26 protein-coding genes and 1 pseudogene are annotated in these 25,808 nt (G+C 38.1%); all 27 read right to left on the bottom strand.

Going from position 1 to position 25,808, the window contains the following annotated elements; genetic code table 11:
- Nucleotides 1-88: 88 nt before the first annotated feature.
- The 27 genes and pseudogenes from BEN26_RS02740 to BEN26_RS02610 all read right to left on the bottom strand — a co-directional run bounded on the left by BEN26_RS02740 (nt 89) and on the right by BEN26_RS02610 (nt 25,742).
- Nucleotides 89-919, bottom strand: coding sequence for a ComF family protein (locus BEN26_RS02740; RefSeq protein ID WP_069801045.1), 831 nt, complete (start codon nt 917-919; stop codon nt 89-91).
- Complete coding sequence (locus tag BEN26_RS02735) at nt 916-1,293, bottom strand: DUF1499 domain-containing protein (RefSeq protein ID WP_069801046.1); 378 nt, start codon at nt 1,291-1,293, stop codon at nt 916-918. Before BEN26_RS02735 ends, BEN26_RS02740 begins: the two co-directional genes overlap by 4 nt.
- A 79-nt stretch (nt 1,294-1,372) precedes the next feature.
- Nucleotides 1,373-3,130 (bottom strand): ATP-dependent helicase ComFA, encoded by a 1,758-nt coding sequence (locus BEN26_RS02730; protein WP_069801047.1) that lies wholly within the window; start codon nt 3,128-3,130, stop codon nt 1,373-1,375.
- Nucleotides 3,127-3,633 carry a hypothetical protein gene (locus BEN26_RS02725; RefSeq protein ID WP_069801048.1) on the bottom strand — a complete coding sequence of 169 codons (507 nt, stop codon included), beginning with the start codon at nt 3,631-3,633 and terminating at the stop codon, nt 3,127-3,129. Before BEN26_RS02725 ends, BEN26_RS02730 begins: the two co-directional genes overlap by 4 nt.
- Before the next feature lie 20 nt (nt 3,634-3,653).
- Entirely contained in the window at nt 3,654-4,502 is an 849-nt protein-coding gene (locus BEN26_RS02720) for a DegV family protein (RefSeq protein ID WP_069801049.1), read from the bottom strand.
- A 14-nt stretch (nt 4,503-4,516) separates the two neighbouring features.
- Nucleotides 4,517-6,238 (bottom strand): sensor domain-containing diguanylate cyclase, encoded by a 1,722-nt coding sequence (locus BEN26_RS02715; protein WP_069801050.1) that lies wholly within the window; start codon nt 6,236-6,238, stop codon nt 4,517-4,519.
- An 84-nt stretch (nt 6,239-6,322) separates the two neighbouring features.
- Nucleotides 6,323-6,721, bottom strand: a complete 399-nt coding sequence (locus tag BEN26_RS02710) for a DUF192 domain-containing protein (RefSeq protein ID WP_068726266.1) — start codon at nt 6,719-6,721, stop codon at nt 6,323-6,325.
- 11 nt (nt 6,722-6,732) lie between these two features.
- The gene (locus BEN26_RS02705; protein WP_069801051.1) at nt 6,733-7,653 is read right to left on the bottom strand and encodes a type II secretion system F family protein; all 921 of its coding nucleotides are present in this window, start codon (nt 7,651-7,653) and stop codon (nt 6,733-6,735) included.
- 3 nt (nt 7,654-7,656) lie between these two features.
- Nucleotides 7,657-8,637 carry a type II secretion system F family protein gene (locus tag BEN26_RS02700; protein ID WP_069801052.1) on the bottom strand — a complete coding sequence of 327 codons (981 nt, stop codon included), beginning with the start codon at nt 8,635-8,637 and terminating at the stop codon, nt 7,657-7,659.
- A 41-nt stretch (nt 8,638-8,678) separates the two neighbouring features.
- Nucleotides 8,679-10,031, bottom strand: coding sequence for a TadA family conjugal transfer-associated ATPase (locus BEN26_RS02695; RefSeq protein WP_069801053.1), 1,353 nt, complete (start codon nt 10,029-10,031; stop codon nt 8,679-8,681).
- A gap of 58 nt (nt 10,032-10,089) precedes the next feature.
- The gene (locus BEN26_RS02690; protein WP_068726277.1) at nt 10,090-11,301 is read right to left on the bottom strand and encodes a CpaE/TadZ family protein; all 1,212 of its coding nucleotides are present in this window, start codon (nt 11,299-11,301) and stop codon (nt 10,090-10,092) included.
- A gap of 12 nt (nt 11,302-11,313) precedes the next feature.
- Nucleotides 11,314-12,030, bottom strand: coding sequence for a Flp pilus assembly protein CpaB (gene cpaB / locus BEN26_RS02685; protein WP_068726279.1), 717 nt, complete (start codon nt 12,028-12,030; stop codon nt 11,314-11,316).
- Between the two features lie 15 nt (nt 12,031-12,045).
- Nucleotides 12,046-12,942: a pilus assembly protein TadG-related protein gene (locus BEN26_RS02680; protein WP_069801054.1), complete on the bottom strand. Its 897-nt coding sequence runs from the start codon at nt 12,940-12,942 to the stop codon at nt 12,046-12,048.
- Entirely contained in the window at nt 12,935-13,342 is a 408-nt protein-coding gene (locus BEN26_RS02675) for a TadE/TadG family type IV pilus assembly protein (RefSeq protein WP_069801055.1), read from the bottom strand. The genes BEN26_RS02680 and BEN26_RS02675 overlap by 8 nt, the downstream gene beginning before the upstream one ends.
- Before the next feature lie 178 nt (nt 13,343-13,520).
- A complete protein-coding gene (locus BEN26_RS02670; protein WP_161937327.1) occupies nt 13,521-13,754 on the bottom strand; it encodes a Flp family type IVb pilin in 234 nt (77 codons plus the stop codon).
- Between the two features lie 330 nt (nt 13,755-14,084).
- Nucleotides 14,085-14,495, bottom strand: a complete 411-nt coding sequence (locus tag BEN26_RS02665) for a hypothetical protein (RefSeq protein ID WP_068726287.1) — start codon at nt 14,493-14,495, stop codon at nt 14,085-14,087.
- A 70-nt stretch (nt 14,496-14,565) separates the two neighbouring features.
- Complete coding sequence (locus tag BEN26_RS02660; RefSeq protein ID WP_069801056.1) at nt 14,566-15,279, bottom strand: response regulator transcription factor; 714 nt, start codon at nt 15,277-15,279, stop codon at nt 14,566-14,568.
- Entirely contained in the window at nt 15,257-16,441 is a 1,185-nt protein-coding gene (locus tag BEN26_RS02655) for a sensor histidine kinase (RefSeq protein ID WP_069801057.1), read from the bottom strand. Before BEN26_RS02655 ends, BEN26_RS02660 begins: the two co-directional genes overlap by 23 nt.
- A 260-nt stretch (nt 16,442-16,701) precedes the next feature.
- On the bottom strand, nt 16,702-16,878 hold the full coding sequence (locus BEN26_RS02650; protein WP_082732505.1) for a ribbon-helix-helix protein, CopG family: 177 nt from the start codon (nt 16,876-16,878) through the stop codon (nt 16,702-16,704).
- Nucleotides 16,879-17,000: 122 nt separating this feature from the next.
- Nucleotides 17,001-18,329 (bottom strand): methyl-accepting chemotaxis protein, encoded by a 1,329-nt coding sequence (locus BEN26_RS02645; RefSeq protein WP_069801058.1) that lies wholly within the window; start codon nt 18,327-18,329, stop codon nt 17,001-17,003.
- Nucleotides 18,330-19,207: 878 nt separating this feature from the next.
- Nucleotides 19,208-19,606 (bottom strand): putative toxin-antitoxin system toxin component, PIN family, encoded by a 399-nt coding sequence (locus BEN26_RS02640; protein ID WP_068726300.1) that lies wholly within the window; start codon nt 19,604-19,606, stop codon nt 19,208-19,210.
- 11 nt (nt 19,607-19,617) lie between these two features.
- Nucleotides 19,618-19,866: an AbrB/MazE/SpoVT family DNA-binding domain-containing protein gene (locus BEN26_RS02635; RefSeq protein WP_068726303.1), complete on the bottom strand. Its 249-nt coding sequence runs from the start codon at nt 19,864-19,866 to the stop codon at nt 19,618-19,620.
- Nucleotides 19,867-19,982: 116 nt separating this feature from the next.
- On the bottom strand, nt 19,983-20,363 hold the full coding sequence (locus tag BEN26_RS02630) for a DUF7878 domain-containing protein (protein ID WP_483887672.1): 381 nt from the start codon (nt 20,361-20,363) through the stop codon (nt 19,983-19,985).
- Nucleotides 20,364-20,518: 155 nt separating this feature from the next.
- A pseudogene (locus BEN26_RS02625) lies at nt 20,519-21,757 on the bottom strand (IS110 family RNA-guided transposase).
- Between the two features lie 985 nt (nt 21,758-22,742).
- Nucleotides 22,743-23,135, bottom strand: coding sequence for a hypothetical protein (locus BEN26_RS02620; protein ID WP_069801062.1), 393 nt, complete (start codon nt 23,133-23,135; stop codon nt 22,743-22,745).
- A gap of 19 nt (nt 23,136-23,154) precedes the next feature.
- Nucleotides 23,155-23,967 (bottom strand): peptidoglycan-binding domain-containing protein, encoded by an 813-nt coding sequence (locus BEN26_RS02615; RefSeq protein WP_069801063.1) that lies wholly within the window; start codon nt 23,965-23,967, stop codon nt 23,155-23,157.
- Between the two features lie 26 nt (nt 23,968-23,993).
- Entirely contained in the window at nt 23,994-25,742 is a 1,749-nt protein-coding gene (locus BEN26_RS02610) for an RHS repeat-associated core domain-containing protein (protein WP_069801064.1), read from the bottom strand.
- Nucleotides 25,743-25,808 lie beyond the last annotated feature (66 nt).

Here is a 25,808-nt window from a genome sequence, read left to right as displayed (position 1 = left end):
TCCCCCTAATTCTCCTTTTTTCTTACTCTTAGTTTATCCAAAAGTTTCAATTTTGTCATGAGAAATTTAATCTTTCAAGGAATGCCTATCATACTGCACGGGTTAAAGTTAAACTATATACCTGATTTACTCCAGCTCCCTTTAATGTCTGGGCACATTCTTCTAAGGTGGCTCCTGTGGTATAGATATCATCAATCAACAAAACGTTTTTATCTTGCAAATTGACTTCTACTAAAGGTTCCATAATAAAGGCACCTTCTATTTGTTTTAACCTTTCCCATTTTCCATGCTTACTTTGTTTTTCTGTCTCTTTGATACGCTGTAATAAGGAATAGACTGGTTTCCCCGTGAAAAAGGAAAGTTGACTGGCTAATTGTTCTGCTTGGTTAAAACCTCTTTCCTTTAATCGGCTGGAATGTAAGGGTACAAACGTAATGAAGTCGATGTCAACATCTTTATAGTAGTAATCGTAGGCAATTTTCAGTAAGTAGCTAAAAATTTGAGATAAGCTCTCTTTCCCTCTATATTTGTACAAGGCAATGTTCTCTTTCATAAAATCATTATATAATACTGCACTTCGATTAAAGGTAAGTGCATGATTAGCATCTATGCAATCGTGGCAAAGCAATGTTCCCTCTTGTATGGGTAAAGGTTCTTCTTTATCAACAGGGATTTGGGGATCTATCGGCTTATGACATTGGTAACAGTGGTTTAAAGGGATCACTTCTAGTTCATTTTTACATGTCATACATAGGTGTGGGAGATGTAACATCTTCTGTAATACATCATGAGAATGGGACTGAATTGGCTTTTCACATAACAAACAACGATGCTCTGGATAAAATATAGCATTGAGATAGGATTTTAATAGATTTGTTCGATGATCCCCTATGACATCACGTCCGAAAAATCGGATCATTCAGGTTTAATCTCCTTATGTAACGCTTTATAAAACGCTAAAATATTAAAATAACTTGTCCCAAGATCACCCAAAGTCCCTCTTTTAGCAGATAGGACATCAATTGCTGAACGTGTTGGCGATATTTTAAAAACAGAGATAATCAGATCGCTTTTCCATAAAAGGTTTTTCTTTTCTACCATAATTTCTCCACGTTCTTTATCGATGTGGAAAACCTTCCAATCTGGTTTACTATTGATCACTCTGGTGACGGCTTCCATCACCTTATCAAAACGTTCTTTATAATAACGGGTTTTGAGTTGAGGGGATTTTGCCCTTTCACTTGTTTCCTCTTGATTTTTCCATAATCCAGTGATAATACGTAAAATTGACATTGATTCAAAACTCCTTCTCATTCCTTCGTTATTTTAATTCTAATTATTATCCCTATCATACTGGAACAAGCAAAATGTTTCAAATCCCTTTGGCCAATCGATTCATCCTTTCGATCTGTTTTTTGGCTTTGAGCATTGCATTGGTTTTATATTCTGCCAAAAACCAAACGATCCCTGTTGGGTAATTGGCAGATCTACCTACTCTTCCCGCAATCTGAACTAAGGTGGCTTCATCAAAGATAGTAGACTCTGCTCCGATCACCAAGACATGAACATTGGGTACAGTTACTCCACGTTCCATAATCGTCGTGGTAACTAGAAATTGAATCTCCCCGTTTCGAAAGGCCTCTATCTTTTCATCTCTTCCACGGTCACTAGCATAAACACCTGCAATCGTTTCATCTGGAAACCATTGTTTAAGCTTTTTCGTCCAAATGGGAATATCTCGTACATTTGCGATAAAGATAAAGGCTTGTCCTTTTTGTACCTTTACCTCATCGATAAATCTTCTAATCAGCTCATCTGGATTGGCTTGAAATATTACCTTTTCTTTTTTAGGAATTCTTTCAATCTGCGGAACTGGTAGAGGATGATGATGGTAACGAATGGGTAGGATAACCGAATCAATTTCTTTTCGCTGTACTCGATCTAACCATTTATTTGAGGGAGTAGCTGTCATAAAAATCATTTTCCCCTCTTCTTTCAACGCTCGTTTTACCACAAATTCTAGCATTGTATCATTGTGATAGGGAAAAGCATCCATCTCATCAACAATCACAAGATCAAAAAACTGAACAAACCTCATCGTTTGATGGGTTGTTGCCAAATAGAGTTGCCCACGATTCCACTTTTCTTCGCTTCCCCCATACAAACTGACAATAGCAACACCGGGAAAAGCACTTCTAAAGCGAGGGGATAACTCCTTGATTACATCCTTTCGTGGCGAGGCTAGCAAAATCCGATTGCCTCGTTTTAAAGCATTGTAAACGACAGGAAAAATCATTTCTGTTTTTCCTGCACCAGTTACAGCCCAGATTAACAACTCTTTAAACTCTTTACTATTTGCAAACCGTACAGCATGGTTAGCAATATGTTCTTGGTGTGGTGACAGTTGAAGTGTAAACGAGGGTAAATCAAGAGAATGATCTTGTATAGCCAGTTCAGAAGCTGAGAAGTGAATGAGTGGGGTACAGGTTTTACTTCTACCCATCGTTATACAAGATTCGCAAGTAGCACAGTGTTCTCCACAACTGGCACAAGGTTGTATCATCACCTTCTCCGTTGAACCACAGCGATGGCAAACTAGTGGTGGAGTTAAGATTGTGCGATTAGATTGTGGAGCTGAAACACCTGAGGAGATATTGATTTCATTTAAAAGATAGCCTACTTGAAGGTAGTTGGATAGTTCGGTTATAGAAGTTAAATGAGAACTCGTGTGATGTTTTTTAAGTAAGGTTATTATTTCTTCAAGTAACAACTGTTTTCCTTCCACAAAGGGTATTATTTCTTGCTTCCATTCCTCATACTTTAAAAGAATATGATTAAATCCCTGATAGGTTGCTCTTATAGAGAAAACATCATTCCTTGCGAACGTATACTTTTCCCCACTTTCTCTGCTTTTCCAAAAAAGTAGACTCCTTTCTACTAGCCTACTTTCCTTACCTTTGTCTAGGGAATCTCGATAAGCCATCGCATGGCCGATTGACATCAATGAGCCAATCACGACTAATTCCTTTATTCCCTGTTCATACCAGTACATTAAATCAATATCAAGATTTAAAGTGATGTTCCAACTCATTTTTTGGCCTAATTGAACACCATATACTTGAAATTTCATGATTTGCGTGCTCTCATATGCAAAATATATTCTTTCACCATATATCCAACAATTTGTGGGATTGCGATAACTAAGATCGTTGCGATAACCGTTTGCTCGAATTTTTCCTGTGAAGGATCTTGCAGCAAGATCAGCCATAATGTAGCAACAGTTAAAATCCCAATTCCTGTGCTCCCTTTCCTTGGAAAGTTAACAGATACATAAAGGACAGGAAAAAGATAGAGATAGGGAAATAAAAGACTATGAAACCCTCCACTAATCCAAATCGTGATCATTGTAAAAAAGAAGAAACTCAAATAATACATAGGGGATCGGTACACAATCGGATCTTGTTTCATTTGCTGATTCATCAGATAAAGAGTGGTGAGTGCAATGATAAGGTTAAAAACCATCAATATTTTTAAATAGGAAGATAAATAAAACAGATCAATTAGGCCTAATAAACCATAGATGATAAAAAGGACTGTATTGATTCGATCTAATTTTTGGTTTAGGTTAAACATCAACATCACTTCCAGTTTAATTATTCTACCCTATACCATGTGATACCAATTGTACCTGGCCCTGTATGTGCCCCAATTACTGGACCAAAGTCAGATATATTTACCTCTACATTGGAGTAGGTTTCTTTAATCTTGTTTAAAAGCTCTTCAGCTTCTTCGATCACATTTCCTTGAATCACTGAAACCTTAAATTTTCCACCATTTTTGAGATCTCCATCAAGTAGTTGTAAAATACGTTCAAACGCCTTTTTCTTGGTGCGAACCTTTTCAAAAGGCTCTAATTTTTTATCCTGAAAATAGATGATTGGCTTTATTTTTAGTATACTACCTACAATCATTTGCGCCGCATTTAATCGGCCACCACGGTGCAAGTGGGATAAATCGTCAACGACAAAATAAGCCTTGATATTTTTCACAATCCATTCAATTCTTGACTTGATCTCTTCTAGCTTTTTACCTTCTGTAACCATTTGTGCTGCTTCAATCACCATAAAACCTTGGGCATAACAAGCGATTTCCGAATCAATCACTTCTACATGAATCCCCTCTACCATATTTGCTGCAGCAAGCGAGGTATTCATCGTTCCACTTATTCCACTGGATAAATGAATAGCAATTGCTTCATCATATTCCTTTGCTAATTCTTCATATAGCTTCACAAAATCACCAATGGCTGGCTGAGAAGTCGTAGGCAATTCTTGTTCCACTTTTAACATGTCATAAAAATCTTCAGTCGACAGATCCAACCCTTCTCTATAGGACCTAGTACCAAAGTTAATCGCTAATGGTACAACATGAATATGATACTTCTCAATGATATCCTTTGTTAAATAAGCTGTACTATCAGTAACCACTGCTATTTTTGCCATAAATCCTCCTATTTTTAACCTGTTTCATAGACAGAAACCCGGTTTCTCCCTGCTTGCTTAGAGCCAAAATACATCGCTCGATCCGCATGGCGAATTAAGTCGTTCACAGAGCTAGCCATATCAGGATAAGAAGCAATCCCAATACTTGCTGTAACTTGTATGATAATTTCAGCTTGCCTATCAATGGAATTGGTCAACTTAATGGGATGATGTTGGATCGCATAACGAATTCGTTCAGCAATCACTTTTGCCTCTTCATGATCGGTATTTGGCGCAATCACCGTAAATTCTTCCCCACCATAGCGAGCGATAATGTCCTCTTTTCTTGTATATTCTTTTAGTAAATTTGCAATTATTTTTAAAACTTCATTTCCTGCTAAATGGCCATAACGGTCATTCACCTGTTTAAAATGATCGAGATCAATGATCAATAAACTTAGCTTTTCTTCTTTCATTTTTGATTCCTGTAATTTATCCTGAAGCAATTGGTCAAATGCCCGATAATTATATAACCCTGTAAGCTCATCCAATTTACTTTTCTCTTCTGTTTTTTTATACTTTCTCGCATTTTGGATCGCTACAGCGGCTTGACTTGCTAAAATTTTTGCAATGGTTAAATCTTTTTTTGAAAAATGATATTCCCTTGCACTTCCTAAAGTAATCACTCCAATCGTCTGCTGATTCCATACCATTGGCACAGAGAGTAATGAGCGGTTATTTTGAATATAGTCTGGCTCAACCTCTAATGTAAAAAATTCTGCATGACTACCTACAATTTCTCCTTCTCTATTGTTTGCTACTCGTCCTGTTAGACCTTCGCCCACTTTGATCGAAAAATCCTGATAACGGGACTCTTCGATTCGAGTGCCATCACTATGTTCAATCGAGATTGGATTTAATTTGATTCCATTGGTTAAAAAGATATAGCTATAATCAAAAGAAAACAGTTCCCTGATTGCCATTTGGAGCGAACTGACTGCCTTATCTAGATTTAATTCCGAAGTAAAAGAAGCAGATATTTTATTTAGAGCTTGTAACTGCTGATGAGAATGGCGCAATTCACTATAGATTTTAAATAAATGCGAAACAATAAGAATAGGAAAGACAACGAAAATCATCCCATTTTGTCCATATGTTGCTTTAACCATATACATCAGAACGCCTAAAGGCAAAGTTAGTAAAAGTGTCGCTGCATCCCAAATCATATCCTCTGTAAACATCGGAACGCGATTTAAAGAAATGAACCTACGAATTAAATATAATATAAAATGATTGACAAGAAAATAGCTAGCACTATAAATGAATATAGGGGTTAGCTGAATCCATAGCTCGGAAACACTAAATTGAATCTCTCCTCCAAAAAGGAAAAAACTAAAACCTGAAAGAATAGAGATCCAAATAAACATCATATTACTTAGTAGAATTCTAGGGATGGTTCTTTTTTCTGGAGAAATTAACAGGGTGACTAAAAAAGCAACTTGGGTAAGCCAAACCTCGACCACTAGGCCATAGTCTAAAAAAACAGCGATTGAAACAGCAAAGGTAAATGAAATAAAGATCCCACCAATTTTTAGTGGCAAACTATTAATCAATACCATTAAAAAAAGGTAGACTAAGATCATGTTGTAATCTTCTAATTGGATTGGGATCCATTGAGTATAGCTTACCCATAGCAAAGTGGTAATCGAAAAAAGAGAAAAGATCATAAAGGCCATTTTTTGGTTCTTTAGACTCATTCACATCAACTCTTTAACTTTTCTAGGACTATTGTCCGCATTTAACCTAATTATATGACAATTCTAACTCTTTTTCATTAAAAATCAATCAATTTTTTCCATACATTTTAAAATATCCCCTATTTTGACATGTTTCGACATTATCATACCTGCTTTCAATTCAAGCACATCAGTTGCCTGAGATACCCATTTGCCTACTCTCCATGGCATCATCTTTTCCTCAACTGCTACAACTTGGTATGTTTCTTCGAAAGTTAGCGAGCTATCACGTCCGCTCAACTTCTTTAAATAAATCACATCGATAGGGAACCTCATCCAACAGGTGTGAATTTGCTTGGTTTTCGTTAACCATAGCCCTTCAACTTCATCCAATGTTGGTTTGAACATGAGACCTATGAAACGGGTATAAAAAGAGTTGGCCATTAAAATATCCTGACCAACTTTTTTGTTTGAGTCTGTTTTTCGGACTGTAATTTTTTTCACAATCATCATCCTTACTTTAATAAGGTATTCATAATATTGATTACGGCAGGACCTAAAATAATAATAAAGATCGCCGGAAAGATGAATAACACCAATGGAAAAAGAATCTTAATCGGTGCTTTCATTGCCTTTTCTTCTGCTCTTTGTTTCCGTTTTTGTCGCATATCCTCTGATTGAACGCGGAGAACGTTTCCGATCCGAATGCCCAACTGATCTGCTTGTATGATCGAACCTACAAATTGAATCATATCTTCAACACCTGTTCTTTCGCCCAACGCTTTTAGTGCCTCTCGTCTTCCCTTTCCCATTTTGATCTCTTGCAAGGTTTTATATAATTCATCGGATAGAATTCCCCTTGTTTTCTCAACAACTTTAGACAACGCCGCATCAAATCCTAAACCTGCTTCAACGCTTACCGTTAAAATATCTAATACTTCAGGTAGTCCCCGTACAATTGCCTCCTTACGTTCCTCTTTCTTTCTGTTTAAATAGAAGATTGGAAGAAGATAACCTAATATCCAGCCGACAAGTGGAAAAAGAAGCTGGTTCATTCCTGCTTCTTGCGAAAGCCCAACCATTGTAAAAACTCCACCAAGTCCAAGCCAAAACAAGCTCCGCCATGTCATCCATTCTTGTAAGGTTAAATGATGGGGATAGCCAGCTAGATTTAATAATTGATGCTCCCTCTTTTTCAAGGAATACGGGGTCCATTTTATCACAGACTTTCCCATCTTTTGTAGCAAGGGTTTAACCATTCTTTCTTGAAAAGGTAAAGAATAAGGGTCTTCCTCAGACTTTTGCATTCGATCTTCAACAATATTCATAATTCTTTTAGCGACCTTGAGGCGATGGTTAAACATAAGTTTTAAAATAGTAAACGTAATAAAAGCAACGGTTCCACCCACAATCAATAAGATCATTTGCTGAGACATGGTTTACACCTCAATATTGATTATTTTTTTAATCAGAATCGCTCCGATGAGCTGACCTAATATAGCAGCTCCTAACATAGCCCAACCAATCGGATTGGTGAATAAAACGCTCATGTATTCAGGATTGGTCATTAGTAGAAAAACCCCTAAACCAATAGGTAAAATCATAAAAATCATCATCGACATTTTTCCTTGTGCGGTAAGAGACTTAATCTCTCCTTTAATGCGAATTCGCTCGCGGATGGTTTCTCCTATTGTATCTAAAATTTCTGCTAGATTCCCACCAACTTGACGTTGGATCAACATCGCTGTAATAATTAAATCCAAATCTTTACTCTCTACCCTTTGGTTAAAATGAGTTAAGGCCTGCTCTGTACTCACCCCTAATCTCATTTCCTGTAACATCCGTTGAATCTCTTCGGATAAAGGAGCAGCCATTTCTCTTGACAGTAACTCTAGGGATTGAATCAGTGAGTACCCAGCCTTTAAAGAATTGGCCGTCATGCTGATCATATCTGGTAATTGGGACTCTAGTGCAGCCTTTCTTTTTCGTTTCTTCGCCTTTAACCAAATAAAAGGAACATACCAGGAGAGTAAACCTAGCCATAACCCTCTTTCTATATTACCGTCAGCTAAAAATACACCTAAGAACGCTCCTACTAGCGTCGAAATCAATACAAAAATCATAAACTCTGAGGATTTCATCATAATGTTTGCTTTTTTTAATTCAAGTTGAATTCGTTGATCCAGTACCTGAATCCATTTCACCCGGCTTAACCCTTTCCAAATGAAAGAATAAAGGGCAAATCGGGAGTCCTCTTTTTTATTTTTGTGAAGGTCTACTACTTCTTCATGCCATTCATTGCTTTCAATCTCTAGTACCCGTTTTCGTATCCGATTTCTTCTCATCTCTAAATAACGACTAAGCCATAGCATAAAGATGAAGTTAAATAAAAATGTAACAAGTAGGACAAGCCATTTCATCGTCATTCACTCCAATCTTACCCACAAAGTGACGAACTCTTTCACCGCTGGAAGAGGTCTGTGGTAATAGGTATCCCTGATGTTTGAATGCTTTCAAAGCATTTCGGAACAATTCCAGTAGGTTGAAATGAACCAACCACTTTTCCGTTGATGTCCTTACCTTGTTGCTTGTACACAAAAATATCCTGCATGGTGATGACATCTCCTTCCATGCCAAGCACCTCTGTAATTTGAGTAATTTTACGACTACCATCCTTTAGCCGGTTTTGTTGGACGATCAGGTCTATCGCAGATGCAATTTGCTCTCTAATCGCCCGAACAGGTAAATCCATACCAGCCATCAATACCATTGTTTCCAAACGGGATAACATATCCCGTGGTGTATTGGCATGTCCTGTAGTTAAAGAACCATCATGACCAGTGTTCATCGCTTGTAACATATCCAATGCTTCACCACTTCTGACTTCCCCTACGACAATTCGATCAGGTCTCATCCGTAAACTGTTTTTTACGAGATCCCTCATCGTAATCGCACCTTTCCCTTCAATATTAGGGGGACGTGTTTCAAGTGTAATGACATGGTCTTGTCGCAATTGGAGTTCTGCTGCATCCTCAATGGTTACAATTCTTTCATCAGCTGGGATAAAGGAAGACAACACATTTAACGTCGTGGTTTTACCACTACCCGTTCCTCCCGAGACCACAATATTTAGCCTTGCCTTTACTGCAGCTTCAAGAAATCTAGCCATCGGCTCAGTTAATGTACCAAATCCAATTAAGTCTTCAATTTGAAAAGGATCCTTAGCAAACTTACGAATCGTGATACTTGGCCCTTTTATTGCCAGAGGTGGGATAATTGCATTGACCCTTGATCCATCTGGTAATCTAGCATCAACCATCGGTGAACTTTCATCAATTCTTCTACCTAAGGGAGAAACAATTTTCTCGATGATTCGCATCACATGGGCATCATCTCGAAATTGAACAGGTACCCGTTCAAGTCTCCCTTTTCGCTCTACATAGACTTGTTTAGCATGATTGACCATAATTTCAGAAACTTCATCATCTTGTAATAAAGGGTCAATCGGGCCAAATCCCTTCATTTCAGCAATCATCTCTTGACAGATGGTCTCCCGTTGTTGCCTTGTTAATGGTTCTTCCGATTCTTGCAAAATTTTTTCGATCAGCTGTTTAATTTTATCCCACTCTTCTGTAGATGAATCATCATCTAATGATTCCTTCCCAAATTCCTCCAAAATTTTTTGATGGATCGTTGATTTTAATTCTGCATAAGGATCCTCTTGGAGAATAACTTCTGAAGTGGAATGCTGTTTTTTTAGTTGCTGAATACCATCCTTTCGTTGTTCACCTTGAAGTCGTTGTAAAAGTGACATCAGCTATCCCCCTTACTTTCCTATTTCCTTTTCCTATATCATTTGACTTTACTCTATTCTATGCTCTTTTCCGACTCCATAGAAACCGCTTTGTCCATGATTCTGATTTCTGCCTGTCATCCTCTGCAAGAATTTGTTCTATTAATTTACTCATCTGTTTCGCCCATCGACTATTCGGCTTCATCTCTAATAATGGTTCGCCACGATTAATTGACAAATCCGCATATTTATCTTCTGGTAATAAACTATAGGGCTCCATTCCTAAAGCGGTTTTGATATCCTTAGGCTTCACCCCTGTATCTAAGTCAGCCCGATTGATAATTAGACGAACACGATCTGTTGGATAATTTAATGTATCCATCACTTCAAGAACAGTACGATTATGCCTTAATACAGGAACATTTAGTGTATTCACAAGCAAGGTGAAATTGGATTGATCAAGTGCAAGGACTGGATCAGTAATCTGTGCAGGAGTATCAACAATAATATAATCATGGGTTTCACGTAAAAGTCTTAAGATCTTTTCAATGTGTTTTCCTGTAATCATTTCACTTTGTTCAGGTTGAATGGGAGCTGGAAGAATACGAATCCCTGATTTGGTTTCTAATAGATAAGGTAAAAGCGATTCGGCATCAAGTCTATCGATCTCTTGAACGACATGGTAAATCGTTTCTTTCACTTTCAGATTAAACATTGCGGCCACATCGCCAAACATCAAATCCAAATCTAAAATCACTACTTTTTTGTGCAATTGATTTAAACCAACGGCCAAATTGGTAGCAATTAAGCTTTTCCCAACTCCCCCTTTTCCACTAAATACAGTAATGATTTTCGGACTTTGGACATAGCCTTGCCCTAACACTTGGTTAGCGTACACTTGGATATTTCTCTTTTGGTTCCGCTCATATACCTCTATAATCGACTGAATCAGTTCATCAGGAGAAAAAGGTTTGACCAAAAACTCTTTTGCCCCAGATAACATCGCTTTGCGAAAATAATCGTGCTCACCCTGAACCGAAATCATAATCACTGATGCAGTGGGGCATTTTAAACTAATTCTTTCTGCAGCTTGAATACCGTCCAAATCAGGCATATTGATATCCATTAAAATAATGTCTGGCTTATATTTACATGCCATATCAATTGCTTGAAAACCATTGGCTGCTTCTCCCACAATATCGATTCGACTTTCAAAGGATAAGATTTTTCGAATATTTGTCCTTGTATCTTCAGTATCGTCAACGATTAACACACGAATCCAATCTCCCATTATTGATTCCTCCTATGGTGTAAAGATATTGTCCTTCGTCGTTCCTGATGTGGATAGATTGCCAGCATCATTGATGGGTCGAAGCATCAAACGAACACTCGCTTTTTCTTCTGTAAATGTGACTTTTTCCGCATCTTTTGGTGTAATGGCAATCGTAATCGTTTGAATCTCTTTCTTTTCTTGGCCTTCAAGATTGTCCGTCTTCTCACCAACCGCCAAAACTAGCACATTTTGTAGGATCATTTTTGAGATATCTTTTTGTGTTGGATTGGTTTCTGCCGTATACGTTCCGATAATATCCACATAGTCACCAGGCTCTACCAAGCCACCTATGCCCATCACTGGGTTGTACTGTAGAGTTAACGCACGATATCCCTTAGGAATGGAGTAAGCTAAATGTGCCTTTTGATAGGCTTCATCTGCTAGTCGTTCATGAACAATGGGTTCATTTACGTAAATCGTTTCTTTTACGACTTGTCCAATTACTTCTTCAGGCTTAATATAACTAGATGAAGGGATTGTACTCGTTTTTAACGCTTTTAACTCGATCATCTCTTCTGTAATCTTCGTTTTTGGTTGAATCGTAACTTTTGCAACGACTACCTTTTTCGTAGGTTCAATTTGTTGGCTAACCGCTTCTACTTTTGCTAGATACAGATAGACTAAGCCTGTGGCAATGATTCCCATAATTAAAGCGATTAGTAATAATTTGCGGTTTGTGACTTCCATTGTTTTCTCCCCTAACTATCTCACTAATTTTACGGCGTATAAACCAAATTGATTTTCACCAGAACTAATCCAATCCCCTGAATAAAGCGTTTTGATAAAACGTCCGGTAATCCGTGACTCATTCCCATTTCCCGTAAATCCTTCTAAGTAAAAAGCTGCAAAACCAACAATGGTCACTTCGTTTCTACCATTAACATCGAGACTATCAATCACAGGTAAATAGAGAATCCGGTTGCAATCTCTTGGTGCCGTTTGATAATCCTCACATAAGTCGTTTCCAGCCTCCGACTCCATTCGGTCTTCAATCCCTTTTCTAGTTGGGCCAGACATATTACCTGTCTCAGTTGGAATCTTCATACCAATCTCTAATTTTCCTTGATAGCCATTTTTTAAATTTTGTAGGTAATTAGATGCCCCTGTTCCTCCTAAGGCTAATGCTCCAAAATTACCATTGGTTGCTTCAGTCGGGTCATATTTTAAAGTGTATAACTCACCATAATGAAAGGATTGCTGAACGACTCCTAGAGGAACAAAGCCGTAGCCACCTGAAACTTGCTTGATTTGCGCGGTGGAAGAAGCGGTGATCGTCTTTTCCTTAAAACCGATCGCTTTAGCAAAGAAGAAAGGAACGGTTCTTTCACCCTTCACAGTGACTTGATTCTGCTCAAGGTCAATGATCACTTCTGGTTGATTTACCCCATTCTCATTGGCATATTGTATTGCTATAGCTTTCGCCTGATCTGGATCTTTAACCAGCTCTTGTACACCTGCAAGGGCTGCAGCATCTAGTGCATCCCCTAATCTTTGGTTTTCAATCATGAGATAGCCGATATCTACGACTAAGGCTGCCATGGCTAATAAAATGGTCATAAATAATAACAAAAGAACAGCAACACTACCTCTTTCATTCAATTCGCATCACCGTCTTAGCCGTAATAGGAAAAGGATTAGGTAATATATTTCTCCATAATGGGGCAAGCAGTGGAACTTTGTAATCAATGACCACTGAGATTCGTTCTCCCCGTTCTCTTGAAGATGGAGAAGGGGAAATACTTAAGGAAAGATTATTTTGGTCTAAAACCTCTGTTTTTTGCTCGACAATTTGGGTGATCTCTTGGTCTGTAGCCCAAACAGATCCATTCCTTGCACCGTCTCTTGTTGCGTTTTGGATCACCAAATAGGAAAAAAAGATATGGCCAAACTCTAGTATTCCTAATAGAAGAAGCAATAGAATAGGAAAAACCAGCGCAAACTCTACCATTGCTTGTCCTTCTTCTTTTCGTTTAAACCATTTATAGAATGGACCTTTCATAGAATTTGACTCCCTTCGAAGCATATTCCGATCACTTTTTGCGGAGCACTATAATAGTTCAAGTATAACTTCGCTAATTGCTTTAATGAAGTTAAACTTTGTTATGCGGAAGAAAAGAAAGTCCTACTCGTAGAAGTAGGACCTTAAGGGTTGATAAGGATATTTCATTAGAGCTTTATTATGGTGCAGTTGTACCACCTGAAGTACTACTAACATCACCTGCTACTTTGTTAAATAAATCTTTTAGATTACCTCCCATAGTAGTAAGTGCAACAATGACTACCACTGCAATTAAAGCAATAATCAATCCGTATTCTACCATTCCTTGTCCTTTTTCATTTTGCAGTGCTTCCTTTATGTTTCTTTTCACGTGATGTTGTTTCACCCAAAGCTTCATTAAAGCATTTTTCATTTTACTTCCTCCCTATCGAAATTGATTTACTTAAGAGCTTGTCCAGTTTGATTACTTATTCCCATTATATCGGTACAAACAAGATCAATCATCCAACTGAATGCCTGTTTTTGGATAGTCCGATTCTCATTATTTTGTTAATTGATCATCAATTGTTCACTATTCCAGTGTTTAGGTACTAGGCTATTTATCCTGTCAAGCCTTTTATATGTTGAAATGAGGCTTTTTATTACCTTAGACATAGGTACAAAATAGGCCCACAAATCGGCATTTTCCTGAAAAGCTATTTTCGATTACTTTTGTGGGATCCCATTGAAAACAATCTTTTTCTCAACTAAGTAGAGATTTTTCTGAGGCTTTGTCACAGGTGGAGGAAGTGGTTAAATCAATCACGACAGGATTCTCTCCTGTTTCCTTACTTTTTGTTACCATCTCAAGTAAACAAAGCGCCACGTCTTCCTCAGGTTGAAGATCTACAATCTCAATCTTCGTTGATAAGGATAGATGGTATAAAATAATCAATGTATCATCAGTAGAACCAAGATCAAGAATCGTGAAACGTCTGATTCTCCCCTTTAACCATCCCGATAAGGAAATCGATCGGATGACCCACTCTATCGTCATTTGATTGTTTTTCACCACAATAAAATAATGATCGACACTGTTTTTATTTTTATTTCTATTAAATTCAATGATCATCACACTTACCATCAATAAGGTGGCTAAAAATAAGAAAAGCATGATGACACCTCCTTAATAGAGTATATGCCATCATGCCAAACCTAGTGAATTTTCCATGAAATTGTGCAGATTAAGATAGAATAACCCAGCCATTTTTAATCCCTGCAATCACTGCTTGTGTCCGGTCTGTACATTCCATCTTTTGCAAAATACTACTTACATGATTTTTAACCGTTTTTTCACTGATAAATAGCTTTTCACCAATCACACGATTGCTATTTCCCTCAGCCATTAATTGTAATACTTCCAATTCTCGTTTGGTTAATAACATACGCCAATCGGGCATCTTTTCCATGATGGGTTCTGGATGGGAAAGAGGGTGGAAGCCATCTGTTTGTTCCTTTACACTTAATCTGCGATATTCTTCAATCACTTTTCCTGTTACTTGGGGATGTATATATGCACTACCATCGGCAACAGCACGAATCGCCTCGATCAATGCTTCTGCTTCCATATCTTTTAGTAAATATCCTGACGCTCCCGAACGTAACGTCTCAAACACATAGCCTTCATCATCATGAATGGATAGAATCAAAATCTTTGCATTGGGGTATTTTTCTTTAATCCTCTTTGTCGCCTCTACGCCACTCATATTAGGCATATTGATGTCCATGAGAATCACGTCAGGAAGGATTTCATCGTATTGGTTTAAAATACTCTCCCCATCAGAACATTCGGAAATAACTTCCATGTCCTCTTCTAAATTAATAATTCGTTTGACCCCTTCACGGAATAATTTGTGGTCATCCGCAATCAAAATATTAATTTTCGTTTTCTGAACCATCGCTTATTTCCCCACTTTCATTTACTGGAACTCTTATCTTTATCGTTGTCCCTTTATTCTTTATGGATTGAATCTCAAGATCACCCTCTAAAAGATCAACCCTCTCCTTCATTCCCATCAGGCCGAAATGACCCTCTTTTTGTTTTTCCTGTTCCTCTTCATCAAAGCCAATTCCATTATCTTTTACAGAAACCTCAATTTGTTCAGATTGAAATTCAACTTTAACTACTGCTTTTGTAGCTTGTGCGTGTTTTACCACATTATTTAAAGCTTCCTGAACCAAACGGAAAATCGCAACCTCCATTCCTGAAGGCAATCTTCGCTCTCTACCTACAAGACTAAGATCGATGTCCAAATTGTCTCTCTTTGCCATTTCTTGAATATATTTTCGCAGCGTAGGAAAAAGCCCTAAATCATCTAAAGCCATTGGTCTTAAATCAAAAATAATTTTACGAACATCTGCCAAACTTTGCCTTACCATAAATTTCAGGTCTTTTAATTCCTGTATTGCCTGATCCATCTGCTTCACATTCATGAATCGTTCAGCAATCTCCGTTCGCAAGACGACATTAGCCATTGACTGAGCAGGACCATCATGGATCTCCCTTGCCACCCGTTTTCGTTCTTCTTCTTGAGCTTGAATGATTTTCAAACCAAACATTTGCTTATATTGGGCAGACTCTACCGCTTCGGACATTTTAATAATATCCCCAGTCAAATAATCTGAAACAACGCCTATTTGTGTGGCCACTACCTCAGCTCGCTCAATCGTCACATTAATATTTTTTAAACGCATTTGTAATTCATTTCTTAGTATCTTAAGATTTGCTTCTCGTTCCCTAGCCATTAATAAATCAATTTGTAGCTGATTTGCTTCTTCATATGCTTTTTGTATGTCAGATTCTTTATATAATTTAAAATTACGACTCACATCTGCTAAATTAGTCCTTGCCCTACGATACCTTGCCTCTAATTGATCTACCTCATCTATCACCTTTTTTGTTTCTTCCCGTAAAGCCTCTAGCTTCCGTAACAAATTTTCCTTTTCTGAACGAGCATCTTCGGCAATTTCGAAAATTTGTTCCTTACTTTGATCAATCGCTCTAATTGTTTTATGTAAGATTTCTTCAAGCTTATAACCGTCAAGTTTTGATGATTTCAATGAATGTCACACCTCATCATAGGCTGGTTTGTTCTTATTTTAACATAATTTGTCATCCTTCACGTCCGCTATCTGTACTATTACGTTAAAAACAAATAGGACTTTAGGACTATTTATCGCTTTTCTAAAGCAAACAAAAATTCAATCCTATTCTATAACTTCCTTGCCAAATTGAATAATGGTAAATATGACCAATTAAAAAAGGTTTGTATATACTTATGGAATATACAAACCCTCATTACTAGCCATAATACTTTTTGTTAAATGACACGAATCTTAGGAACTACTTTTTCTAAGATTTCTGTAATCACAGCACTTCGATTGGTCTTACTTTCTTCTGCAATTTGATCTAGTTTTTCAATCATGGCTGGATCTAAACGGATACTAATGATTTGTTTGGGTGGTGTTTTTTCAGGCTTCTTATTAATCACGATCACGACAAAGTCCCTCCTAACATATATACATTCTTATCCTGTATTTTATATGTATCACGTTAAAAATACTGTCGTAATCCGCCTTAGAAAAACCACTATTTTTGTCGAAAAAAGTTTAATCATCGCTAAACCTGAAATCTCTTTATGAGTTGCTGAAGATCGTTGGCCATCTGGTGAAGCATGTTCGCTGTTGCTGTAATTTGTTCCATCGATGCTCCTTGCTCCTCACTAGCTGCTGCAATTTCTTGGGAGTAGCTCGATGTTTTATCAGCAACTGATTTTATCATTGCAGATGATTTAGCCATTTCTTCGACCTGTTCTACCGTCTGGCTCGCTTTTGAACTGGTTTCCGCAATTAAAGAAGACATTTCGCTGTTGGACTGTTGAATGGCTTGGAAAGCTAGTTGGGCTTGAGTGACATGGTTCATCCCTTGGTTTACTTCTTGCTCTCCTTTTTCCATTGAAACCACCAGCTGTTTCGTATCTTCTTGTAATTCGCGAATCATTTGTACAATTTCTTTCCCAGCATCAGCAGATTGCTCAGCCAGTTTTCTAATTTCATTTGCCACAACGCCAAAACCTCGTCCAGCGTCCCCAGCTCTTGAAGCTTCAATCGCTGCATTTAAAGCCAATAGATTTGTCTGTTCAGCAATCGATTTAATTACCTCAATCACTTTTTCAATACTAGCATTCTTTTGCCTTAAGGTAGTCACATAGGTTCCTGTTTCTTTAACCGTTTGATTCACCTTTTTCATTTGTCGAATGGTTTCATCAATAACATAAGTTCCTTGTTCTGCTGTTTCCATCGATTGTTGAGAAGCAACATAAACGGATTGTGTTTTTTGGTTCACTTCTTTGATTGTTTCTACTACTTGGAACAATGTTTGTTCTGAACCTTGAAGCATCTGAACCTGTTTTTCCATTCCTTCTGCTACACTAGCGGTCGTTGTAGCCACTTGTTCTGCAGCAAGGGCAACTTCAGTTGAAGTATGAGAAAGTTGTTCAGCAGTATCGGTCACTTGCAATGAACTATGCTGAATATGTTGGATCAACTCCTTTAGAGAAGAAAGCATCTCATTAAAATTCTTTGCCAATTCTCCAATTTCGTCTTTATTTTTAATGGAAAGGGGGCTAAGATTTAGATTACCATTGGTGATTTCGCCAACGTGAGCAGTTACTAATTTTACCGGTTTCGAAATACGAATGGTTATTGAATATGCAATGATACTTGCTCCAACAATTCCACTTGGAATAATAGCTAAAATTAACACTTTTACAAAATTTATCTTCTGATGAACAATCTCCAAGATCTGTGCTGTATCATGGCCTTGATTGACTAATTCTGTTACCACGCTGCCCATACTAATAATGTTATAAAGAATAATAAGAACTGCAATAAAAAACATCACCATAATCGAAGCAAAACCTAAAGCTAATTTTTGGCCAACTTTCATATCAAGACCCCTTTTCCCTAAACTAGTTCATTTTGTGCAATTCAATATCATCATACTTTATTTAAGGACTGTTTTAAATCACAAAGTGAGCTAATTAGCAAAATTTCACTGAAAATTAAAAAAAGTTTGTCGAATATTGTCAGAAGGACAAGGGTGGCATATACAAACTTAACTTAAAGTGGATAGAAGGGTAGAAAGGTGAAAAAATCCTTCCCAGGTATAAGGGAAAGATTTTTTTATGAGTAATTGAATTTGCCATTCACTAATCCTGGGGATGATTTTATCTGTTATTTTACTCACTAATTCTGCGGAGATTTCTACTTCCATAAAGCTCAAATATTTGGTCATGAATATCTCTAGAGTGCTTAGAGATTATTGTCGGTTCAAATTCAGCTTTACGATCCCTAAAAATTTTTAAATCAAATTCCAGCATTTCCTGAAGAACATCCTTAAACATGTCCTTTAGGGTGCTCTGAATATCCTTTACGTATGTTATCAGAACTGTCACCATTGGCAGTATTTTGGGATCATGCATGTTTCCAAGAATCTAAGAGTTTATATCTCCGCAGCGTGAGCCACCGTGTGCCCCTGTGTTCGATTTTTGGCAGCCAAGATAGGGAGTTTATCCTTCTGCCAAATTGAAACCGAATTTGACGGCTTTGTGCGGGAAATCATCAGATGAATTATTCGGCAGCAAATTGCCCTTAATCATCCCTGTTTACAGGGTGAACCATGGGGTCGAAAACCATGCAGGTTAAAGGAGCAGGGTCGCAGGGCTTCCCCAGCGCGGTTCACATTAGCCCGCAATGCAGGGCGGAGGGCATGTGAAATCGGGAGCGGAATTGGCTTAACGATGTCTCAAACGGATCATAAGTTTATCAATACTTTTCAAGAAACTCTTTTGGTGTAAGTATCTCAGGTCGCTCAATTTCTATATCCTTAAAATCCTTGTCTCCTGTAATTAGAATGTCAACATCAGCCAGTATTGCTGTGTGTAAAACCATATAATCTTTGTCGTCCCTAATTTCAAATAACGGAGTTCCATCATAGCTCTTTGGCGAATATTCCAGTTCATAAGATAATGCTGTTAAAAATTTCTCAATGGCTTTTATTTTGTTTGGAAATTTTCTTTCAACTACCGATTTCAATTCTTCAACAACATACGTTGAAAGCACCAATGTATAATCTTCTGCCACTTTCTCTATCAATCGGCTTAGGTTTTCACTTCGAAAAAGTATAGCCGAAATAAGAACATTTGTATCAAGCATTATTCTCATGGCTGTTTCCCCTATTCCTCTTTTCTAAATTGTTTTACCAAATCAACAACATCCTCTTCTGTTTCCAAACCCACACGCTCAGCCTCTCCATCAAAGGCTTCCTGTACCTCACGCAGAGCAACCTTAGTTGAGTTTTCCATTACCACCTTACCATTTTCCTCGATGAAAATAACTTTGTCTCCGTCCTTTAAATTGAGCTTCTTCCTGATGTAAATCGGTATTGTTATCTGACCTTTTGCAGTAATTTTTGCAAGTTCCATAAATTAAGACCCCTTTCTGTGAATTCCATGTATTCCTTACTTTTATTATATGCCATTTTAAAATTTTTATCAACAAAAGACAAGGCCACATCAGCCCAAACTGTGTGACCCTATTTTTAATTAATAAAGTTTTTTAGACTTATTGAGAACTTATCATAGATGTCTTTTTGAAAATCAGCTAAAAAATCCTTTACAGCAATAATAATATCTTGTATACAAAGATTCGTCGCTATATTGCCTTTTCCCCAAATAGAAGTAACTACCCATGTTTTATCATTTTGGGGGTTGAATTCAATGATTTCTCCTTCACTGTAATCCATTGTTTCATATACAAAATCTTGAAATATACCTTTCTCAATTTTTCCTAACCATGCTGAGATAGCTATAGCAAATTCGAGTAAAAGTATATAATCTTCTTGGAAGAAACTATTGCCATTAATATCAATATTTAGGCTCCCTTCAATATCAGCCAATAGTTTCCTATTGTTAGTATCAATCAGTCTGCCGCTTTAAAAGCAAATTGAGAAGCTTCTTTTAAAATACTCTTACCCGCGCCCTCAGGTGGAAGAATCTATATCTCAGATTAAGGTTGGAAACCTGTATTCAATTTCAAAAATTATGGCATAATTTCAATACTGTGCTATAACAATCATTACTGTTCTTCTACAACATGATCCTCAACCACAAAGGGACGATACTCCGTCTTGTTCTTCATCATGCCGTAAACAATGTTTACTAATCGGCGCATAATACAGACCAACGCCTGTGATTTTGTTTTACCTTCGCTGATTTTACGCTGATAATAGGAGTAAAATATAGGCTGATTCGGCTTTCCTGTCTTTGGAACCGTGACCATGGATACCGCTAGAAAATAAAATAATCCGTGCAGCTCAAGGTTACCTTGTTTTGAGCTTTGCTCCTTGCCTTTGCCGCCGGAACTGAACTTTATTGGTGCAATTCCTGCATAACGAGCCAGTTTATCAGCACTTGGAAAACGGCGTATGTCACCGATTTCGGCAATCAGCTTACTTGCCGTGGCAATGCTAACACCTGGTATTGTTGTGAGTTTATAGTCAAAATACCTCAGCATCTTTTCGATTTCACAATCGACCAGGGCTATTTCTTCCTTTTGCTGCTCAAGACAACGCGCAAGGCTTTTGGTGATAAAATCTCTTGATTCCTGATATTCCCATATCGTATCACCATCATTATGGACACATTAAAATATCAATTCAATCTTACTTTTCGTTGTATTGAACGCAATTGCTTTAAATTCTTCAAACAGTTCATCAACGGGTTTATTCCGCAGATAGATGGGTGACGGATAGTGTTTCCAAAAATACTGCGCCGTCTTCCGGTCAATATCACAAAAAAATCTATGGTAGCTTGGGTAAGCAACAGAAACCTGCTCATGCAAACCGTTTTTCAGCCGAATACCATCTTTGACAAGGGTATCCCGGCGGTTGACCAACTGGGACAGCGTCCAATGGTTATCCTCCGGCTTGGCGTCGGGCAGGGTGTGAAGCTGATTAATCAGCACTGTCGCTACGCAATAGGCGTCGTGCTCGTCGTTCTTTCTCATCATGGGCGCACTTTTGCGCTGGTCATAGGCTAAGGACGGATTAACATCCTTCACTGTATAGCCTTTTTCAATCAGCCAAACGGCAAGGCTTCTGCCGTAGCCATAGGCATTTTCCAAGCCGTAAATAGGGGATAGGCCCAGCTTTACAGTCATTTTGTTTACTCGTTTTGCCAGCTTATTAAATTCACTGGGCTTGTTTTCGATAACAATTACATCTAATTTCTCATTCCAGCAATTCACCAAAACAGCGGTATGAGTATCCTTATGCAAGTCCATACCGACATAGAGATAGTTTTCTCTTTTCTGCATATCATCCCTTCTTTTGTCCTGCATCCACTTCAAGCTCCCAGCACCGGCAACCTCAGATGATAGCGTTAGTCTTTTCAGACCCGCAAGGGCGCGACAGCCTATCTACCGCAAGACTTACAGTTTCAAACAGGTTATTTGCTTTGGTGTGTGATGTTAACTCTGTCTGAAACGGATTGCAAGTCATTTCTGCGGTATATTTATATAGCGAAGTGAAAAGCATCAACATGCAGAAAAAAGAAAACGAGGGATTTTTCCGGGATAATTTCTTACCCCCTTACCCCCCCTCTGGCGCAAATTTTACCATAGAACAAATTTTGTGTAAATCCATGGTTCACCATGAATCATGGGGTACAAGCCGATTTATAAGTTCGTTACCGGCAGTCTGCAGAAGCTGTGCGTTCCATATATGCCCTCGTTATCCGGCACACAAATGTTTAATGCCAAGGCAAGCTTGCTAATATTGTTGTCTGGCAACGTGAGCCACTGTGTGCCGCTGTGTTCAATTTTGGTAGCCATCATAAGGTGTTTGCCCATCCATCGGAAAAGAGGACGAATTTGACGGCTTTGTGCCGGAAATCATCACATGAATTATTCGGCAGCAACTTGCCCTTAATTCTCCCTGTTTACAGGGTGAACCATGGGGTCGAAAATGATGCAGGTTAAAGCGCCGGGGTCGCAAAGCTTCCCCGCTCCGGCTCACACCGCCCCGCAATTCGGGTCGGAGGACAAATTCCTTCGGGGTCGGATTTGCATCCATGGAGTCACAACCGGGGTTGTGCTATACAGAAATCCGCATTTGTCAAGGAACATATCGGGGTCATTGCTGACCCCGATAGCATAGATATTAAGCCCAACCAAACTGGGTAAGGTACACTTTTAGGTGTCTGTCCTAACCCAAAAACAGACTTATGAAACAATTTCGAAGGTCTCTATAAACGTACGCTTTACACTTGTCCAAAGAGCATATAAGGGTCAAGCTCGACTCCTATGCCCATTTTCTCTTGAGTCGTTCAACATCTCTTTCATTTCCTGAATCATACGTTAGCACTATTTCATCATCAACCTCAGGCCATTTATCAATTGCATTTGTATATCCCTCCAGCATGGAAATGAAGCCATTTTTAATGTAGAGTACAAATCCAACTGCTCCATCAATTCCGTTTACACTTCCGTCAACATCACCAATTTGAAATGACTTTCCATCTATGCACAAATCATTTCTATCTTGTTGTAGAAATGTAGTAAAAAAACCAACATCAGAATGCTCTCTTGATATGACTTTGGATGATTTGTACTGCTCTCTAAGTCGGATTAGTACATCATTATTACCAGCTAATAACATTTCCATTAATTTTCTTTCAAGGTTCTCATATGTCATAAATCAGCATCCCCTTTCATCAAGGAATAAAGGCGGTTCCAATTTTGACCTGCCCATCTATTACAGTTCCTCTTACAGTGACATTCACACCATTAACATTAACGACAATATCTTTAAAATTACCTGTAACATTGTTTGTGTTTACATATTTTTGCGTAGCACTCTCCAAAGCATTAAATGCTTTTGTCTGGTCGCCACCATATTTTTTCAATAAACCTCCAAGATTATGCTCAGATTTTCCAAATATATGGTTAAGCTTATTTGGATCAACACTCTTCCCCGCACCCTTTTTGATAATATCATCTAAAGACTTAATAAATTCTTTAAAAGATGATGTGACTTTTTTAGTTAAGCTACCTATTGCTTTTAATCCACTTTTTACAGCTTGTTTTCCTATAGAACCAACACCGAATAGTACTGAATCAACTATAAAATTTCCTAGCTCATCATTTTGTACGTTTCCACCATAAATTTCTGGACGAATTTCTTCAGGAACAGCCTCACTGCCATAGGATGAATATAAATTCTTATAATATTGTGTATAAATTGTTCCATACTTTCTTACAATGCCATCGGCTTCCATTCTAAATCTTGGGACATTTTTAAATGTAGTCGCCATCTCTATCTGATATAATGTTTGACTGTCGACTACTCCTGTTTCAGCTAGATTGAATTTATCTTGAAGTTTAATGACCCCGCTTTTTGTTTCGTTTCCATACCATCCATCTACTAGTAATTCTGTCCCTAGGATTTTACTTAGTTGCGATTGTATTATTTTTGTTTGCGCTTTTTGCTTTTCGTTTGGTGCCATACTGGTATATTGTAAAAGCACCTTATTTCCTTCAGTTACTCTACCATTTACTGTGCTAATAGAAATGATGGTTTGGTATTGGCAGGTGGTTTACCATATGTTATTTCTATTTGTTCTTTCCTAGCAAGAGCCATATCTCTTGCAGATATTTTGTTTACATAATGATAAATGTTTAGATCTGAGTATTCGACTAGTTCATAATTGTAAGAGTCTAGTAATAGGTCCTCTGATCCTGTCTCTTCGTCAACTATTTTATCCCATACTACTCGATGGTGTACATAGTCCCATTGTTCATATACGCTTTTTTTATAATATTCATAGTAGTATTTTTGATCCCTTTCTTTTCGTTGCAATTGCCAACCTGTATCTCTCGAGTAATAATCAATGAAATCCCAGAAATTCACAACTAATCTTGAACTACTTTCACTTTCAGAATAGTGTGAGGATCTATTCCTTACCCACTCTGGAACATGTCCGGTTGGGTCCCACATGTTGATGGGGTTGTTCATGACATAGGCGTATCGATTTTGGCTTAATGGATTAGCTAATGTTCCTGGGTAGGTGTCTGCACTCATGAATCGGCCTACCACTGGATTGTACATTCTTGCATTTAGGTCGATCAGTCCTGTTTTTTCATCATATTCTTGTCCTGTAAAAGCGATTCTGTTGTATGGTGCGGTGATTCCTGTGAAGATGCCGCCAAAGGCATCATAGCGATATCTTTCGATGATGTCTCCATGACGATCGGTTAGTTCACTTACTGTATTTAAACCATCATACTGATAATACATCAGGCCACCAGTGGTTTTTAGTTCAGGATCGTGGCCAGGTTCTGCTAATCCGTGTAAGCCAAACATTTTTCTTGAGACCACTTGATTCATTGACCCTAGGTAATATTCGGCATAGGGAGAGCCCTTATCTCCATATTCTTTGAGAAGAAGGTTACTTAGTCCTTCATACTGGTAACGGGTCTTGGTGATGTCTAATCGATTCGGGTATTGGCCATTTTTGTAGATCCCTAGTTTTAGGCCTTGACCAGGGTTGTTATATTTGGAATAGCCATTGCCCTTTCCATTGTTCTTTGATGAACCATTTCCTTTTCCGTTCGTTTGTGCTTTTTCGTTTCTTTTTTCTTGGCCTTTGCCATTGTTTTCTTTGAATTGTCCTTCTCCTGGTTCTTGGGTGTAATCCCATGTTGCTTCTTCTCGGTAGATTTTTCTCCCCATCGCATCATATTGGTATTTGGCATAGCTTTCATCTTGATAGAGGACTTCCGTTAGTTGGTTGGCTCCGTTGTAAAGGTATTGAATCTCCCCTCTATCTCCATTTTCTTGGATGAGATTACCTGCTCCATCATAGGAATATTTATTGTCTCCTGCTTGTATTAACTGGTCAGCAGCATTGTACTTATACTGGATGGTTCCTTGATCGTTAGTCATGGATAAACGGTTTCCAACGGCGTCATAGGTATACTGAACCTTGCTTTGTGGCTCAAGGAGATACCCTGGACGGTCAATCAGATAAAATGGTTCAGTTTCTTCAAAACCTTCTCCATATAGGGCATTATCTTGTGCTTTCTTCCCTTTTCCTTTGGCTTTATCAGAATTGCCATTGCCATTATTAAAGACTAGTAATTCAAATTGATAAATGAAACCATTTCGTTCGATGCTTGACGTAAGATTGTTTTTTACATTATTGCTCTTTTCTTCGTTCTTATCAGTGTTCTTGCTATTGTTAGTGCGCCACGCATGGCGATTAACTAGACGGTGAAAGTCCGTTATGGGGGTATGTAGCAACCAACCATTAGCCTAAGGCAAGGGTGTCCATCGTGAGGTGGAATCTGAAGGAAGCCGGCGGCAAAG

The sequence above is a fragment of the Tepidibacillus sp. HK-1 genome (genome assembly GCF_001748485.2).
Classification (GTDB): Bacteria; Bacillota; Bacilli; order Tepidibacillales; family Tepidibacillaceae; genus Tepidibacillus_B; species Tepidibacillus_B infernus.
This window is presented reverse-complemented; position numbering and strand designations above follow the sequence as displayed.